Source organism: Rossellomorea pakistanensis, assembly GCF_016908495.1.
Lineage (GTDB): Bacteria > Bacillota > Bacilli > Bacillales > Bacillaceae_B > Rossellomorea > Rossellomorea pakistanensis.
In genome coordinates this window covers 240,583-257,062 of sequence record NZ_JAFBDZ010000004.1, presented here as the reverse complement: position 1 = coordinate 257,062, position 16,480 = coordinate 240,583, and the positions used below count along the sequence as shown (strand labels likewise).

The 16,480-nt window shown below is 40.5% G+C and carries 13 protein-coding genes; 8 read left to right on the top strand and 5 right to left on the bottom strand.

What is annotated here, in order from left to right:
• Positions 1 to 54 precede the first annotated feature (54 nt).
• Genes JOC86_RS18845 through JOC86_RS18830 form a run of 4 tightly spaced genes read right to left on the bottom strand, consistent with a single transcriptional unit; the run spans position 55 to position 4,828 of the window.
• Positions 55 to 1,665, bottom strand: coding sequence for an N-acyl-D-amino-acid deacylase family protein (locus JOC86_RS18845; protein ID WP_205174496.1), 1,611 nt, complete (start codon positions 1,663 to 1,665; stop codon positions 55 to 57).
• A 24-nt stretch (positions 1,666 to 1,689) separates the two neighbouring features.
• Positions 1,690 to 3,177 (bottom strand): sodium/pantothenate symporter, encoded by a 1,488-nt coding sequence (gene panF / locus JOC86_RS18840; RefSeq protein ID WP_205174495.1) that lies wholly within the window; start codon positions 3,175 to 3,177, stop codon positions 1,690 to 1,692.
• A gap of 4 nt (positions 3,178 to 3,181) precedes the next feature.
• A complete protein-coding gene (locus JOC86_RS18835; protein ID WP_205174494.1) occupies positions 3,182 to 3,460 on the bottom strand; it encodes a DUF997 family protein in 279 nt (92 codons plus the stop codon).
• Between the two features lie 15 nt (positions 3,461 to 3,475).
• Positions 3,476 to 4,828 carry a D-serine ammonia-lyase gene (locus JOC86_RS18830; protein WP_205174493.1) on the bottom strand — a complete coding sequence of 451 codons (1,353 nt, stop codon included), beginning with the start codon at positions 4,826 to 4,828 and terminating at the stop codon, positions 3,476 to 3,478.
• A gap of 104 nt (positions 4,829 to 4,932) precedes the next feature.
• On the opposite strand from JOC86_RS18830, the gene JOC86_RS18825 reads away from it, so the two are divergent.
• From JOC86_RS18825 to JOC86_RS18810, 4 genes are all read left to right on the top strand, one after another.
• Positions 4,933 to 5,481: a helix-turn-helix domain-containing protein gene (locus JOC86_RS18825; protein ID WP_239587702.1), complete on the top strand. Its 549-nt coding sequence runs from the start codon at positions 4,933 to 4,935 to the stop codon at positions 5,479 to 5,481.
• Positions 5,482 to 5,697: 216 nt separating this feature from the next.
• On the top strand, positions 5,698 to 6,213 hold the full coding sequence (locus JOC86_RS18820; RefSeq protein WP_205174491.1) for an RNA polymerase sigma factor: 516 nt from the start codon (positions 5,698 to 5,700) through the stop codon (positions 6,211 to 6,213).
• Entirely contained in the window at positions 6,197 to 7,171 is a 975-nt protein-coding gene (locus JOC86_RS18815) for an anti sigma factor C-terminal domain-containing protein (protein ID WP_205174490.1), read from the top strand. Before JOC86_RS18820 ends, JOC86_RS18815 begins: the two co-directional genes overlap by 17 nt.
• 102 nt (positions 7,172 to 7,273) lie before the next feature.
• Entirely contained in the window at positions 7,274 to 7,537 is a 264-nt protein-coding gene (locus JOC86_RS18810; RefSeq protein WP_205174489.1) for a hypothetical protein, read from the top strand.
• A gap of 143 nt (positions 7,538 to 7,680) precedes the next feature.
• Here JOC86_RS18810 and JOC86_RS18805 read toward each other — a convergent pair whose 3' ends face one another.
• Positions 7,681 to 10,911, bottom strand: a complete 3,231-nt coding sequence (locus JOC86_RS18805) for a chondroitinase family polysaccharide lyase (RefSeq protein ID WP_205174488.1) — start codon at positions 10,909 to 10,911, stop codon at positions 7,681 to 7,683.
• Positions 10,912 to 11,367: 456 nt separating this feature from the next.
• Here JOC86_RS18805 and JOC86_RS18800 point away from each other — a divergent pair, with 456 nt between their 5' ends.
• From JOC86_RS18800 to JOC86_RS18785, 4 genes are all read left to right on the top strand, one after another.
• Positions 11,368 to 12,675, top strand: coding sequence for an ABC transporter substrate-binding protein (locus JOC86_RS18800; RefSeq protein ID WP_239587701.1), 1,308 nt, complete (start codon positions 11,368 to 11,370; stop codon positions 12,673 to 12,675).
• 105 nt (positions 12,676 to 12,780) lie between these two features.
• Positions 12,781 to 13,536 (top strand): 2-dehydro-3-deoxy-D-gluconate 5-dehydrogenase KduD, encoded by a 756-nt coding sequence (kduD, locus tag JOC86_RS18795; protein WP_205174487.1) that lies wholly within the window; start codon positions 12,781 to 12,783, stop codon positions 13,534 to 13,536.
• 40 nt (positions 13,537 to 13,576) lie between these two features.
• Positions 13,577 to 14,407: a 5-dehydro-4-deoxy-D-glucuronate isomerase gene (gene kduI / locus JOC86_RS18790; protein ID WP_205174486.1), complete on the top strand. Its 831-nt coding sequence runs from the start codon at positions 13,577 to 13,579 to the stop codon at positions 14,405 to 14,407.
• Between the two features lie 73 nt (positions 14,408 to 14,480).
• Positions 14,481 to 16,460 (top strand): alginate lyase family protein, encoded by a 1,980-nt coding sequence (locus JOC86_RS18785; RefSeq protein ID WP_205174485.1) that lies wholly within the window; start codon positions 14,481 to 14,483, stop codon positions 16,458 to 16,460.
• The last annotated feature ends 20 nt before the right edge of the window (positions 16,461 to 16,480 follow it).

Below are 16,480 nucleotides of genomic sequence, written 5' to 3'. Positions count from 1 at the left end.
AGCTATGAATATATAAATAAAATCATAGCTTTTTAAGCCCTTGTAATTATAGGGTTATTGTGTACGTAAAGAAGACTCTGAGATTAGGTTTCTACTCAAAACCTTCCCATTCCCTTTAAACAACAACTCTCCATCATCCATCACAATTTTACCGTTAACAATAACCTTCTCAATCCCTTCAGGAGCTTCTAAAGGAGAGTCAAACGTCGCCCCATCTTGAACAGTGTTAGGATCAAACACCACAACATCCGCCCAATAACCTTCTTTAAGTAATCCACGATCTTTGTACCTCAGTAACTGTGCAGGAGCCCCTGTCATATGATGGATCGCTTCTTCTAACGATAAAATGTTTTGCTCTCTTACATATCGACCAAGAACACGAGGGTGAGTCCCGGATAATCTTGGGTGTGGTTTACTGCCAAAGATGCTGTCAGATCCAACGATATGATAAGGACTCTTCATCGCTTTTACAATATCTTCTTCCATTCCCCAATGAATGACCATTTGAATGTTTCCTTTTTCCTCAATTAATAAGTCAAAGGCGGTGTCGGCTGGCTCTTTGTTCAGTTTAGTGGAAATCTCTAAAATGCTTAATCCTTCATTTGGCTTGTTGGCTGCTGTCCCAACGGAAGAAATCACAATATTCTCCCATCCACAGTTGTAGACCCAGTTCTCAAACGTTAAATTGTCTTGAAATTCTTTTTTAATCACTTCTCTTTGCTTAGGTTCCTGTAGACGTTCAAGCATCTTTACTGTTCCACCGTCATGAACCCAAGGTGGTAAAATTGCATGAAAGACAGTGGAAGCAGCGGTATAAGGGTATTGATCAAATGTGATTTCCACGCCTTCTTCTCTTGCAGCATTCATTCTGTCTAGCAAAATGGGATACAAATGACGGTTACGAGTGCCGATCACCTTTAAATGGGAGATATGCAATCTCACGCCTGATTCCTTCGCCACTGTAATCATTTCTTCAAAGGCTTCCATAATATTAAAGCTTTCATTTCGCATGTGAACGACGAAGCAACCATCATATTTGGTGACACCCTTGCAGATTTCAATTAATTCTTTCGTCGTAGAAAAAACGTTCGGAGGATAAACCAGTCCTGAAGAGAACCCCACTCCTCCTTCTTCCATTGCCTTTTCCACTAATTGTCTCATTTCAATCATTTCGTCTTCGTGAGCTTCTCGATCATCAAATCCCATGACCATGGTACGAATATTTCCATGGGGGATGAGGTAGGAAACATTTCCGAGCAACGGAGCTTCTTTTAGTGTATTTAAATAATCTCTAACCGATCTCCATGGCCATTCACCAATATCCCCATTTAGTCCTTTTAATTGGGATCGCCATAATTCTTCTGTCTTGTCCGTGACCGGAGCAACGGAAATGCCATCTTGTCCTAATAGTTCTGTTGTGATCCCTTGCTTCAATTTAATTTGATGGGTTTCAGGCTGGGTGCATAATAAGTCAGAGTGAACATGGGTATCAATGAACCCTGGAGAGACCACTTTATCCGTAGCGTCTATAGTACGGTCAGCACTTTCTGATATAAATTTTTTCAACTCTACAATTTTTCCATTTTTGATTCCAACGTCTACTTTCGTCCAAGGGTTTCCGCTGCCATCTATGACATAACCGTTTTTAATGACAATATCCAGCATAATGATGAACTCCTTTTAAATAGATTAAATAACGTTTTTGGAAGATTGTTTAGTAGTTGATGCTCCCCAGAATTTTTGGATAACATGATGAGCTGGGGCAGGTGTCATTAAACTGACTGCGATCATGGTCATAATCGATAATGCGATGGATGTAGCAATCGTGTGCATTCCAAATGGATTTGGCCACCATTGCGACAATACAATGTACGAAATTAACCCCGTATACATGGAAATGATTGCGCCCCAACCATTCGCTCGTTTCCAATAGAGTCCGAATAGGAGAGGAGTAAAGAAGGTCGCTTCCAATCCACCCATGGCATAAACGACAATAAGCTGTAAATATTCAGGAGGGGTCAAAGCTAGTAAAACTGTGCCGACACCAATGATCAGCGTAGTAAAATAAGACAATTTCGTGATTCTTTGTTGGGATGCTTTTGGATTCACATAATTTAAGTACAAGTCTTTTACAATCGATGACGTCGTGACAAGTAACATCGAGTCCACGGTCGACATGATCGCTGCTAAAGGGGCAGCCAGTATGATCCCGGCAAGCCAGCCTGGCATCATATCCAATATCATCGTAGGTAATGCTAAGTCGGCTACTTCAATGGTAGGATATAAAACTTTAACCACCGGTCCAAGAGCTCCAAATCCAATGGTAAATAAAAACATAATCACGGTACTGATCACAATGGCTTGGTGCATGGACTTACTGTCTTTATAGGTCATACCCCTGACAGAGGCATGTGGCATTCCGATCGCGGCGATCCCAAATATCAGAAAATAGGAAAACAGCATCGTAGGGGTTGTCCCATTTCCACCCGGTAACGTCACCATCTCGGGATTACTTTCGGCAAGTTGGGATACAAGAACAGAAAACCCATCTGTTTTGATCATGAAAACCACCCATAAGATAATCCCACCAACAATCATGATGAGCCCTTGAATGGCATCCGTAACGGCAACCGCTCGAAACCCACCATATGCCGTATAGAGAACAACGGAAAGACCGAAGATAATTAATCCTGTCGTATAAGGTAACCCCGTAATGGCTTCGAGAATCCGTGCTCCTCCTGCAAATTGAGCTACCATGTAGGCCGAAATAAAAATGATGATCCCTAAAGCACTACCAATCACTATCGCATGGCTTTCAAATCGCTCTTTTAAAAAGTCAGTCAGGGTAACCGCCTTAATTTTACGTGCCACTATTGCAAATTTCTTTCCTAATATCCCGAGGATGTAAACCCCCATCGCTAATTGTGTTAACGATACAATAATCCAACTAAATCCTACATTGTAGGCTAACCCTGGGGTTCCGATAAACGTCCCTGCACTTGCTGCGGAAGCCATCATTGTAAAGGCTAGGACAACGGGACCTAAGCTTCTTCCTCCGACAAAATACTCTTCTTCAAAGCTCGTTTTTCTCTGCTTAATATGCTTGTGAAGATAGCCACCAACTAAAAAGGTCACCACTAAATATAGTAAAATCGGCAAAAGAACATCCCATTGCATCGGTTTACTCCTCCTCGCTTTCTAAGGACATATCTTTAAAGAATATCTTCACCATGGCAAAAGCTAAAATAATCATAATAAGGGAACCGACAATTCCACTCCAGAAGAACCAGTCGGGGAACCCCATAATAATATTGACCTCACTAGCAGGCTTATTAAGTCCAACTCCCATGGCTAACCCTATTACGACAATCAAGTTCACAATGGCATACCCAATCACCAGCTTCATCTCTTTTGAACATTGTGCATACCTTGAATCTTCTTTGAACTTAAAAGATTTCATATGATCACCCCATCATTAAATTGGATTTTCGGGTTTTTCTTTAAGGCAGCGCTCTCCAACGGCAATATAATCCTCCATAATCGCAGGTGGTACTAAGCTTCCGCCTGTAGCCCACACTAAGTGAGTGGCATTCTTTAATTGATCCTTTGTCAACTTGATGGTCTCTAAATGGGAATGAACTTGTGTTAGAACGGGACCATACATTCCTGCCAACGCTGAAGGTTCTAAAGAAATCGATTCTGAAGAATGTAAAAGGGCTAACATTTTATAAAGATTTTGATCGTCCACTGTATAAATCCCGTTGACCAAACGTTCAATTAATCGTCCTGCCAAAGCGGAAGGGCGTCCGACGGCCAATCCATCTGCATCGGTTTTATTATCTAATCCAATATCCTGGACACTGATGCGCTCATGCTTTCCAGTGGCTAGTCCCAACAGCATACAAGGGGAATGGGTAGGTTCGGCAAAATAACAATGAACATGGTCGCCAAACACATGCTTTAACCCATAGGTTACACCTCCAGGACCGCCGCCTACTCCACATGGAAGATAAACGATTAAGGGATGGTTTTCATTGACTTGAATTTTTTCTTCTTCAAATTGTTTTTTTAACCGGAGGGCTGCTACAGCATAACCCAAAAACAGATCGAGGGAGTTTTCGTCATCGATAAAATAACAGGTGGCATCTGCCATGCATTGTTTACGACCCTCATCCACGGCAAAAGAGAAATCATTGGCATGTTCAACAACATTCACCCCTTTACTTCTTAGAAGGGATTTTTTCCATTCCTTTGCTTCATGTGACATATGAACCGTAACATTGAATCCCAATTTCGCTGCCATTGTTCCAATACTTAATGCTAAATTTCCAGTGGAGCCCACTGAAATGGAATACTGGGAGAAAAACTGACGAAAGGTCTCACTAGCAAGCTTGGAATAGTCATCATGAATATTTAGCCTATTATTCTTTAAAGCTAGCGTCTCAGCGTACTTTAGAACTTCATAAATTCCTCCTCTTGCTTTGATCGAGCCAGCAATAGGCAGTTCATGATCACATTTCAAAACCAAATTTCCAGGGATGCTTGAATGATAATGCTCTTGCAGTGCTTTTTTCATGGATGGTAGCCATTGGATGGGGGATTCAATCATACCGTTCATTTCTGCAGTTTCTGGGAAGACCAGTGACAAATACGGAGCAAATCTTCGAAGAAGCTTCTCTGCTTGATAGAGTTCGTTCCTGTTTAGAGATGGATTTTTTTTAATAGTATGATAGGATTTCAGTAACGAGTTGGGCCAAAACGTTTCATGCTTACTTTTTAATGCAGTAAGTAACGGTTGATCAATTCGTACATCATTATTTACACTCATTTATAACCTCCTTAACAGAATTATGTATACCGTAACATAATTAACTGAAAATTAAAATATATTTAAAAAATTAAATGTGATTAAATTTTATTGGAGTGACGAATTTGGAACCGATCGGCAAAAGGATCAAGCTGGAAAGAAACAAAAAAGGATGGACATTAAATACTCTTGCTTTAGAAGTAGGAATCACCTCTTCCTTACTGAGTCAAATCGAAAAAGGAAAAGCCTCTCCCTCTATAAAAAGTCTTAGACTTATCTCACAAGCTTTAGATGTTCCGATGTTTACTTTTTTTCTAGAAGAAAACTCGAATGATGCCCTTGTCGTGAGGAAGGATCAAAGAAAAATTATTTCCAACCCAAAAATGAACCAGGTTTCCTATGAATTATTATCACCTGATCTAAAAAGTGATATTGAATTTGCATTCATGACAGTACCAGCAGGAACGGCTTCCTCTGATGAACTAATGGAACATCTTGGAGAAGAAGCCGCGTTTGTCATGAAAGGGACAATTCAATTAGAGTTGGAAACGGAAAAGATAGAATTATTACAGGGGGATAGCGTGAAAATCCCTAAAACGGTAAAGCATCGATGGGTGAATCATTCAATGAACGATTCTGAGATTATATTTGCTATTACGCCGCCGTCTTTTTAATGGGGGTAAACAAAGTAAAGGCGTTTAAGATTAGAAGCATAGAAAATGTCTTTCATAGAAGAGAGTTAGACAGAATTTTAAACTATTGTCTAAGTCTCTTTTTTATTGGAGATCAATGTTGAGATTAATTCGTTACATTACAGTAATAACATCCATTTTTTAAAATGCTTGTTAACCTTTTCAGTATTTAAACGTTTAAAATACGGGAGGTCTGAAATGAATGATTCCATGATGGGGAAGAAGCTTAATAAGAAATTGAAATTTGTATATTCTTATCTAGTGAAAATGGGTGCTTCTAAGGAGGATGCGGAAGATATTATTCAGGAAACCGCTTATAAATTCTTACAATATATTGATTCGATTAGAATCGACCATATTCAGAGCTGGCTTTTTAGAGTAGCCATCAATCAGTATTATGACATGACTCGTAAAAATTCTAGGAGGGCCGGGATTTTATTAAAATTTAATTTCCAAGAATTATTTGATGAGTATACTCCAGAGAAAGCTTTCATACAAAGTGAATTAGAAACAGATATACATAAGTTATTAAACAGATTAAAGCCGAAAAATAGACAACTGCTTCTTTTAAAGTATAGTACTGGATTGAAAATAAGTGAAATAGCAGAATTATATGGAATGAAAGAGGGGTCAGTGAAGACGATTCTTCACAGGGCAAGAAAGCAATTTATAGAAGAGTATCGGAGGTATGAAATAAATGAGCAAGGAAAATGAATTTATACCTAAAGACTATGAATTTGAAAACTTAGTTAAAAAAGCAAAAAGAAGATCTCTGTTTAAAATGGTACTTATTTCTTTAATTATTAGCCTGATCGTTTTAACAGGTCTGTATTTTATTGGTGATTCCGTTATGAAAATAAAAATGGATAGGGAAACCAATGTAGATATGGCCTGGAATGGAATTATGGGAGCAAATATAGAGGAAAAAGGAACAAGTTTTAATTATACTCCTATCTCTGCAACAGCGACTACTGAGTTTGTAAAAAAATTAGGGGAAGTTCCTATACCTTGGGGAGAAAAAGAAAAAGTCTTTACGATTTTCGGAACATCACGATTGATTACATCAACTGGACCATCTGGATCAGGAACTACCGGAGATGAGAGGATCCCTTTATATTTCCAAGGAGAAAGAGTGATTGAATTTTATCATCCACAAGTAGAGTATAGGAGGGTTTTCGATGATAGAAACCTACTAAACAAAATTGATGATAACACAGTTGTGGAGTTAGCCTTTTCATTAGATAAGGGATATTCAATAGATGAAGTCCAGAAACTCTTCAAAAATCATTTAGCATGGTTTTGGGTAGATACCTTTAATAAGAGTGACATTAAGGAAGATAACGAATTAAACAAAGATAAGAGAATTTCAAGAGATCATACCATTAATGGCTTTGAAGCATATGGATTTCAATCTATCGATCATCCAGAAGCGGTACAAGGATCAAACTTTATTTCAACTCTCCAAATGCTAAGATCTGACGGTGGAAATAATCAGGATGAAGCAATAGAGATTTATAATAGCATTACTGATAACGGTAAGGATAAGTTAGTGCCTCATAACCTAAAAATAATAGGTGTAGTTGTTACGGGGAAACCGAGTGAATTAAAAAAATATAATGAGATTCCATTCATACGGGGTGCTACATTAGGAGCAACAGCTGATAATTATTAATAATAATTAGAAAGAGACTGAATCGTTCTGACTTTTCTTAGGATGGTCGGAACGATTTAGCATTTATTTCTTTGAAAACATTACACCTTCTGGAGGAGTGCTATGCGAAAGGTAATGATTCATATTATTAATATTATCATAGGATTATTTACGATTTTATTTAGCTTTATTATTTGGGGTGCTTTAGTAGGTTTGGACCAAATACCTTGGTATATTGCATCGATGATTCCATTATTGAATATTAGTGTATGGTTGATCTGCTATGTTTTACAAGTGAAGTATAATGCATCTAAAAAGGTATTGACCCTGACCTTTTGTTTAGAAGTTGTTTATGTATTTATTTTTGTTAGCATTGGGAATAGTTGAATTTTATAAAATTGAACTAATTTACAAGTAAATAATTTTTAGTAGAGAAAAGGAAGTACTTATATTGTAAGAAAGAGACACCTCGACAAAAAACAAGGTGTCTCTTTCTATTGAACAATTCTATTCAACCTTCCCAACAATCATCATTTAGGCTCCAAAGCAATCTCCATAGGCTCAGCATCCTTACAATCAAACTCCAAAACAGTACGTCCATTCTCAGATGAAAGGATGCGCACACGTTCGTCTGTAGATGTCAATTTCCATTCGCCTTTAATCGTCAGCTTCATTGGACGCATGATACTTTCTGAATGACGCCATGTTCGCGAGTAGATGCTCACTTCTTTTTGAACTCCATTCTCGTCATACTGGTCTTCTTCAATTCCTTCATACAATCTTAAATCAGGATCAACCACACTCAGGATGAGATCAGAACCATTTTTACGGGTCATGACCATAGAAGGGGTGTCCACTGACTGTACGATACCTTGATTAATCGCGTCATTTGCTTCAAATAAAGTATAACCGGTGATGCCAGTAGCTCTGTCCTTTACGATATGGGCCATGCGATCTTGCTGTAAGACCGTATATGGAGATTGGTCTTCATCGGCCATCGATTGTGAGAATACCTTCATTTGTTCTGCATTGGTTTTGACTAATACAGCGTATTGATAGGTTCCATCTTTAGGAGCTTTGCCGTGATCAATCCAGGCAGTGGCGAACTTTCCGGATGTATCTGATCCGTTCTTCTGGTGTTTGGAATACTGGAGTGATCGAGACATCGCAATCGTTTGTCCTTCAGGAACAAAGAATCCGTTTCCTTTATTGTCGATCACCCATGCATCCTCGGTAAGCTCCTCTCGATCAGTATACGGAAATTCAGTAATCGCTCCTTCATTAGACATCCAAATCGGATCTGTCTCCTTCGGCATGTGGTTCTGGAATAAGGTCGTCTCTGTTGAATGTTCGCTATCTTCGTTTTCGATGTTAGACCCAAGTGCTACAATCCGGTTCTCAAAGAAAAAGTAGGATTTGCGGGCACGATGGGTTTCATCATATTTAGGGTGCTCGTGAAGCTTCATCGCGAACATGCCATTTTTTCCTTCAACGCTTAAGCTTCCTGAATAGGTTTCATCAGAAATGAGCATTTCCTCAATCCCGCTAAAACGATCAACATTACGGACATCTGATTTCAACTGATCAAACGGAAGATGAATGGTCGTAGTGCCGGGCCAGCGGTTCCAATCCCAGCCATCATGGACGTAACCGCTGTCTTTGTGGTTATCATAGCCCATAATTTGCATTTGTCCGTATGACATATAGCGACCGTAAAGATTGGCGTTCTGATAGGTTTCGTTCCCCCATAAATATCGGCTGTAGCCTTTGACGCCGACAAGCCAATTGTCACGTCTGTGCAACCCAAGATTGGCATAATTCATCGACCAAAATCCATTCGGGTCTGGCTCAGCTTCGATTCCTATCGCTTTAAACCTGCGGACCGTTGCATCCTCTGTTTCGGCCAGCCTTATGTAGGCAGCTGCGACTTCACGGTCAATTTCCTCTTCTCCATCAGGGGATCCGGCCAGGGCCATATAACGGTATGGGGGAAGAACTAAAGCCCCTTTTCCATCAGGATGACGACCAGAAATGCTGATTAGCCACTGAGTTTTATTTGAATAAAGCCTCATAGAAAGCAGGGCCTTTTTCAAGGTTTCGTGCGCATCTTTAGCAATCCTATAGGGAGTACCGGAAAGAACGTACACGATTGGTGTCACCCCCTTAAAGGCATCTTTCGCATAGGCAGGATAATGATTGGCGTGATGATAAGCAGATCCGTCCTTCTTAAAAGCAGGTTCCAACCCTTTTGCCGGACGAAGCCCCTGTGACAGCCAGGAAGTAAAGCTTTTCATATCCCGGACTTTTTCCACCGTATTTTCTTGAACGAGAATACTAGACAGCATTCCGTTCAACGTTGTATTTAGAATATCAATATTTCCCATAACTTCTTCCTTAGGGGTATACATTCTCCCTGCACCGCTTAGCCAAAACAAGGTTTCTTGGGTTCGTTCCAGAATGCCGGCTTCTCGTAAAACGTCACGCATTAAGAATGCGGAAGAGTATAAACCTCGGATATTATAGCCGAGATGATGCATGGTTCCTTGACCGCTTCCATAATCCCAGCCTTGATCGGCAAGATGATCAGATAGATTGATATACATAGACTTCAATTCATTCCGAAAACCTTCATCATCAGTAGATAGATAGGTATCCGCTACCAATTGCATAAAGTCTGTATAGTCCCGGAGATCAATCGTATTGCTCAGTTCTTTAAATGCCTCTTTCATTGAAGCGGGTACCTGATCAAAATGCGGCATAAACAGAGAGCTACCGCGGATAACTTCACCTTCACGCTCAATCCCGAATTCAGCATAACGAGATCGGATATCGGCAAGTAGGGAGTCTGTCACGGTTCGCTTCTTGAAAACTAGCTCTGTAAATGTATCCTCTATTTTCTTGATTGCAGACAGATCGGCTTCTGTTACTTCACTTTGAGGTTCTGGTGGTGTGAGTCTCGAAAAATGTAAAAGGCCAAGCCAATGGGCGTTTGCTGATTTCATGATGTTGGGGTTCACGAATGGAACTTGTGAATCTGGTGTATGATGACGGGGATCAAGCGGTGTAGAAAGCATCATGGAGTCAAAATAGAGTGTACCTGATCCAGATTCGGGGGCAATGATCGACATTCGGTTCATCGCTGGATGAGGGGTTCCTTCCATATCCCGCTCAAATGATACCCATGCCGTTCTCCACCCACTGAAATTAAGATTCATTTCAAACCAGCTGTCGGCCTTATTTCCTCTGCCGAATTGAAACGTTACGGTACCCTCTTTAGGTTCCTCATTATATACCCAGACAACAAACGTCTCAATGGATTGGTCGCTGTTATTAGGAACAAAGGGTTTGAATTTAATTTTTTCTTTCACTTCTAGCTTTGAACCCTTCTCATAATTCCATTTAAGAGAGTGTCTCCCGTCCTTATAATGTCGGTTATCGACTTCAATGTTACCGCCGTTTTTTGCCTTGAAAGTCTTAGGTACGCCATTTTCAAACATAAATAAGGGAATGCCTTGAGCTAGTGCATCTTGTTCAAGAGATTGGGCACGATCTGCAACATTTTCCTCATTGGTTTCAACGCTTTCTCCCAAATAGCTCCTATCAGATGCTAATGCATCAGGCATGGCAATTGACATGGGAACAGTCAAACTAGCAGTAAGCGATAATGCCATGAGTTTCTTTCCATAGCTTTTCAAGTGAATCGGGGTCGTCTTTGAACGAGTAACTGGATCCTTATCTTTTTTAACTCTAAAATTATTCAATGGCTCAGCTCCTTTCATAAATTAGGAATACTTTTGTGAATATTCACAATCTTAATTCTATTAGTAGAGTTGAAGGATAGGGAAGGGGTAAACAAATTACCCCTATTTCAATTTAACTGGCTAATCCTTATTTGATAAAAAAGGAAAAGCAGGCTCAAAAATCGTTGGGAGCACAAGAGCCGAGGGAAGGCTCATAAATGAATTAAAGAGGCGCATAAAAAGGGGAATGCTCAAGGAAAGAGAAAAAGAATCATTTTTTATGAAGAAACTGATTTTTAGCAACTACGTAAAAATAAAACGGATTAAGTACTAATACAAATTTCTACATTAACTTAATCAAAACTAATTCAGAAAAATCAGAAAAAAGGGGTATAAATCTTTCATCTTATCGACAAGATTGAAACCCCTTACAATTGGGATATAGGAAATTCCAATTGAAAAAGGGGGAAGTGAAAATTGAAGAAGACCTTTTCTATCATGGTGTCTGTTTTGATTCTAGTGTTTGGGGTTTTAGCCGGTTGTTCTGGTTCGTCATCAACTGACGGGAGCGGCGGATCGGGTTCGGGGGAAGAAGTGAATTTAAAGGTCGCTGTGTTTCCAGCTGATTTGCCAACGTTTGAGCGCGCCTATGAGCAGTTTAAGAAAGAGAATCCGAATATTAACATTGAGTTTGATAGTTTTCCACAGCAGCAATACTACGAGAAATTACGGATCCAGCTTTCAGGTGGGACGAGCTATGACTTGTTTGCCGGTCAAATCGATTCTTTAGTGGATACAGGAATCTTGGAGCCTCTTAATAAACGGATTAAAGAGAGTGGCATTGATGTTGCCGGGTATGGGACGATGTATGATTCGATGAAAATGAATGGAGATATTTTAGGTCTTCCTTACCGTAAATCGAATTGGATGATGTATTACAACAAGGATTTATTTGATGAAAAAGGTGTTGAGTATCCGAGTGATGATATGACTTGGAGTGAGTTCCGCGAACTTGCGAAGAAAATGACAAGTGGCAGCGGTGGGGACAAAGTGTATGGAGCTTATATCCAACAATGGCCGCAAACTTGGTATATGCAGGGTGTACAAGGAGGGGCAACGATCATTGATAAGGATCTATCTCCATTTAAGGATGGTCTTCAGTTCCGTTTGGATTTAGAAAAAGATGGTTCGATTATGAAATGGTCAGAGCAGGTAACGACTGGTGCCCATTATAATGCGGCATTTCAAAAAGGAAATATAGCGATGAATATCATTGGGGATTGGCATGTGGCACAGCTTCGTCAAGCAGAAGCGGAAGGAGACATTTCCTTTGATTGGGATGTTGTTCCGATTCCGCATCCTGAAGGGGTAGCGAAAAACACGACACTGGCTTTACCTGTGACGTTAATGATGAACAAAAACTCCGAGCATAAGGAAGCAGCATTTAAAGTCCTTAGCTATATGACTGGAAAAGAAGGAGCGGAATTATTCGCTTCTGAGGGGTATCTTACAGGGTATACGAATGAAGATGTGAAAAAGGCGTACCTGGGTGACAGCTCTCAAAAACCAGAAAATCTACAGTACTTCCTAGAAGCAAAAGAATATCCAGAGTATCCAATGATCCCTGGAGTGAAGACTGTTGTCGTCGAACAAATCTATAAGCAAGAAGGTGAGTTAGCACTTATTGGCGAGCAGAGTGTGGATAAAGCCATTAAGAATATTAAGAAACGTGTAGAGGAAGAGTGGGCCAGTAAGTATGAAGGTGAGTATGAGGTAGGGAATTAAGTCTACCTTTTGGCAATAAAATAGGCACTGCATCATTTTAAATGCGGTGCCTTTTCATTTGAGTGAGGAGGACTTCTTAGTAAACGATCGATGGGAGGAGAAAATATGGAGCATGCGTTTTCGTTAGTAGGGAAAACAGCGATTGTCACAGGCATAAGCCGTGGACTTGGAAAAGGAATGGTGCTCGGCTTAGCAAAGGCTGGGGCTGATATTGTCGGAATCAGTGTGAGTAATATGCAAGATACAAAAGAAGCAGTCGAACAGCTCGGACGGAAATTTTATGCTATACCTGCCGATATGTCCAGTAGCGAAGAAGTGGAAAGAGCGGCAAATGAAGCCATTGAGAGTGTGGGAAGAATTGATATTCTCGTGAATAATGCCGGCATTATTCGCCGTTCCCCAGCGAAGGATTTTAGTCAAGAAGATTGGAAAGAGGTACTCGATATGAACCTAAATGCTGTGTTTACCATGAGTTCGATCATTGGAAATCATATGCTGGAGCATCAAAAAGGGAAAATCATCAACATTGCTTCTATGCTTTCATTTCAAGGAGGGATAAGGGTTCCCGCTTACACTGTCAGCAAACATGGAATTGCTGGTTTGACCAAATCCCTTGCCAATGAATGGTCTTCTCAAGGAGTGAATGTCAATGCGATTGCTCCTGGTTATATGGCGACAGATAATACGGAAGCATTGCGGAAGGATCCAGAACGAAGCGAATCGATTTTATCCCGTATTCCGACGAAACGCTGGGGAAATCCAAGCGATTTAGAAGGACCTGTTGTCTTTTTAGCGTCAGAGGCTTCTGATTATGTGACGGGACATATTTTATGTGTAGATGGCGGTTGGATGAGCTCTTAATGATATTGAAAAAAATAGATAAACTGGAGGAGAAAAAACAATGGAAGTGAGACATGCTAGACATTTTAAAGAAGTGGAAAGAATGAATACAGCAGAGTTACGAGAAAATTTTTTGATGGAGTCTTTATTCCAAAAGGGTGAAGTGAAGATGTCCTATACCCATGAGGATCGGATGATTGTCGGTGGAGCCGTGCCTTCGGATAATGGTCTTTATTTAGAGGATCCAGATACATTAAAAACAGATTATTTTCTTGAGCGCCGGGAATTGGGCATCGTCAACATCGGAGGAACGGGAAGAGTTCTCGCTGATGGCGTGGAATATGAGTTAAACACAAAAGACTGTTTGTATGTGGCAAAAGGGACGAAAGAAGTCCTGTTCCGAAATGTAGATGATGCAACTCCTGCTAAGTTCTACTTTGTTTCTACTCTTGCCCATGAGGTTCTTGTAACGAAGATAATGGGGATCGAGGAAGCAACACCTGTTCACCTTGGTTCAGTGAAGGAATCGAATAAACGAACGATCTATAAGTATATCCATGCCGATGGAATTCAAAGCTGTCAGCTCATGCTCGGGATGACGCTGCTTGAAGATAACAGTATGTGGAATACGATGCCGGCGCATATCCATGATCGCCGTTCAGAAATCTATTTATATTTTGATATGGAACCAAATACACGCATTTTTCACTTTATGGGCAAACCGGAAGAGACTCGTCATCTCGTGATAAAAAATGAACAATCGGTGATCTCTCCAAGCTGGTCGATTCACTCAGGGATTGGGACAGGAAGCTATACCTTTATTTGGGCGATGGCAGGAGAGAATTACACCTTTGAGGATATGGAAGGGGTCTCAATGGAAGAGTTGAAATAATGTCATTCGCCTGGGGGAACACAGAACTTTTCCTCCCAAGCGGAAAACGGTTAGGTAAAAGGATGAGGAATTCATGTATGTTGGCGTTGAAGAAACCGATTTTTTGAAAAAGATGTCCTGGAAACTATGCGGAAAAGAAACCCGTGAACTTCTGTTTCGAGCGAAGGAAGCCTGTCAAAACCGCTTTGTGTTCACACATCCGTGGGATATGGAACGATGTGAAGAACCTGTATCTTTTTCAAATAAAATCGATTGGACGTATCGCTTAAATGAGGATGAAGAATGGACCTTTATGTTGAACCGTCACCGTTTTATGGCAGAGATTGGCCAATCCTACCTGTTAACCGGTGAGGAAGAATTTGTTCATCATTGGAAACGTCTATTCTATGATTGGGTTTTGGCTAACCAAGATCCCACTATTCATCCCTTAACCTATCGAAAAATCGATGCAGGGATTCGCCTTGTCAATTGGTTAAAAGGGCATTCTTATATTTCTAGTTCTGCAAACTGGAGTAAGGAAGATGACGCTCTTTTTTATAAGCAACTGAAGGAGCATGGGGAGTATTTATCCCGCTTGTTTACACCTTTTGATTTTCAAAGCAACTGGGGTTTCATTGAAACAAATGGTTTATTGCAATCTGCTTTTATGATGGAAAAAAGCATGAAGAATGAATGGTTAAACGCAGCGATCAGCCGACTTGAAAAGATGATTGAATTACAAATTCCTGATGACGGATACCAAAATGAGCAGTCTCCCATGTATCATCATGAAGTATTGTTTTGCCTGATAGAAATCACCATCGTACTTCAACGAAATCGAATTTCCGTGCCATGCTTTGTAAATGCAGCAGTCGATCGAATGTTGACGGCGTCCTTTGGGTTCATGAAGCCAAACGGTCATCAGCCGATGCTGGGGGATAGTGATGATACAGATGTGAGAGGCGTATTAGCCATTGGAGCCGTGCTATTAAAGCGGTCAGATTTATTTGATTTGTCCAATCATCAAATTGGTCTTGATTTCCTTTGGTATTTCGGTGAGGAAGGGCTAAAAATATACTCGTCTCTTACAGAAGAACTGCCGCAGGATTGTTCTGTTTCTTTTCAACAGGCGGGAGTGACGGTCATGAGAAACGGGTGGAGCCACAAAGATGATTACCTTTTGTTTGACCATGGGATTTTGGGACAAGTGAACAAAGGACATGGCCATGATGATACTCTTCATTTGGAACTGATGACAGACGGCCGTGAATTTTTAGTAGATGGGGGACGCTACACGTATTGTGAGACGCAAGAGCGAGAATATTTTAAAGCCGCCAACCGCCATAATACGGTTACGGTCGATGGCCTTTCTCCTTCGATCTATAAAGGAACATGGGAGTGGGAGCAATGTCCGCGCCCGATTGATTCTTTCGTTCGATTTCATGAGCGTTACGATTATTCACAGTCGTCTCATACCGGATTTTGGCGCCTTCCTTCTCCGGTTCACGTTACCCGAAGAGTATTTTATAGAAAGTCACTTTACTGGTTTGTAATCGATTCGTTTGAATCAAACGGCACACACAATTATGAACAACATTTTCATTTTCCCGAGCATACCCAATTGGAATGGAATGACCGTAATGAACTTTTCACGACATATAAAGAAGGAACAAATATTAAAATTCTTCCCCTCGCTTTTTCAAAGGAAGATCAACTAGAGCTGAAAAAAGGACTGATATCAAGACATTATAATCAACTTGCTTCGGCCCCGCATGCCATGCTTCAATACAAAAACCGAAAACAGTTCGCTGCTCCGTTCATCATTGTTCCTTCTCAGGCTGGGGAGGATGTATCTCTTCGAGTGAAATCTCTTCCTGTCAGCTCAATAAAGGAACGAAAAGAAGCGGACTCTGATGTTCTTGCTTTTCACATTCAAATGGGCGATGTGGAAGATCTCATCATTTGCTCATTAACCGGATCCGATAGCTTTATTGCTGACCAATATCAAGTCTGTGGAGAGGTCATCTTGATTTCTAATAGGGAGGATGGGTCATCGATAGAGGTCATTCGTTAAGGAAGATTAATAGAGAGGAA

Coding starts and splice junctions, on each gene's coding strand:
- JOC86_RS18845 (WP_205174496.1), bottom strand. CDS start 1,665: ATGCTGGATATTGTCATTAAAAACGGTTATGTCATAGATGGCAGCGGA.
- panF (WP_205174495.1), bottom strand. CDS start 3,177: ATGCAATGGGATGTTCTTTTGCCGATTTTACTATATTTAGTGGTGACC.
- JOC86_RS18835 (WP_205174494.1), bottom strand. CDS start 3,460: ATGAAATCTTTTAAGTTCAAAGAAGATTCAAGGTATGCACAATGTTCA.
- JOC86_RS18830 (WP_205174493.1), bottom strand. CDS start 4,828: ATGAGTGTAAATAATGATGTACGAATTGATCAACCGTTACTTACTGCA.
- JOC86_RS18820 (WP_205174491.1), top strand. CDS start 5,698: ATGAATGATTCCATGATGGGGAAGAAGCTTAATAAGAAATTGAAATTT.
- JOC86_RS18815 (WP_205174490.1), top strand. CDS start 6,197: ATGAGCAAGGAAAATGAATTTATACCTAAAGACTATGAATTTGAAAAC.
- JOC86_RS18810 (WP_205174489.1), top strand. CDS start 7,274: ATGCGAAAGGTAATGATTCATATTATTAATATTATCATAGGATTATTT.
- kduD (WP_205174487.1), top strand. CDS start 12,781: ATGGAGCATGCGTTTTCGTTAGTAGGGAAAACAGCGATTGTCACAGGC.
- kduI (WP_205174486.1), top strand. CDS start 13,577: ATGGAAGTGAGACATGCTAGACATTTTAAAGAAGTGGAAAGAATGAAT.
- JOC86_RS18785 (WP_205174485.1), top strand. CDS start 14,481: ATGTATGTTGGCGTTGAAGAAACCGATTTTTTGAAAAAGATGTCCTGG.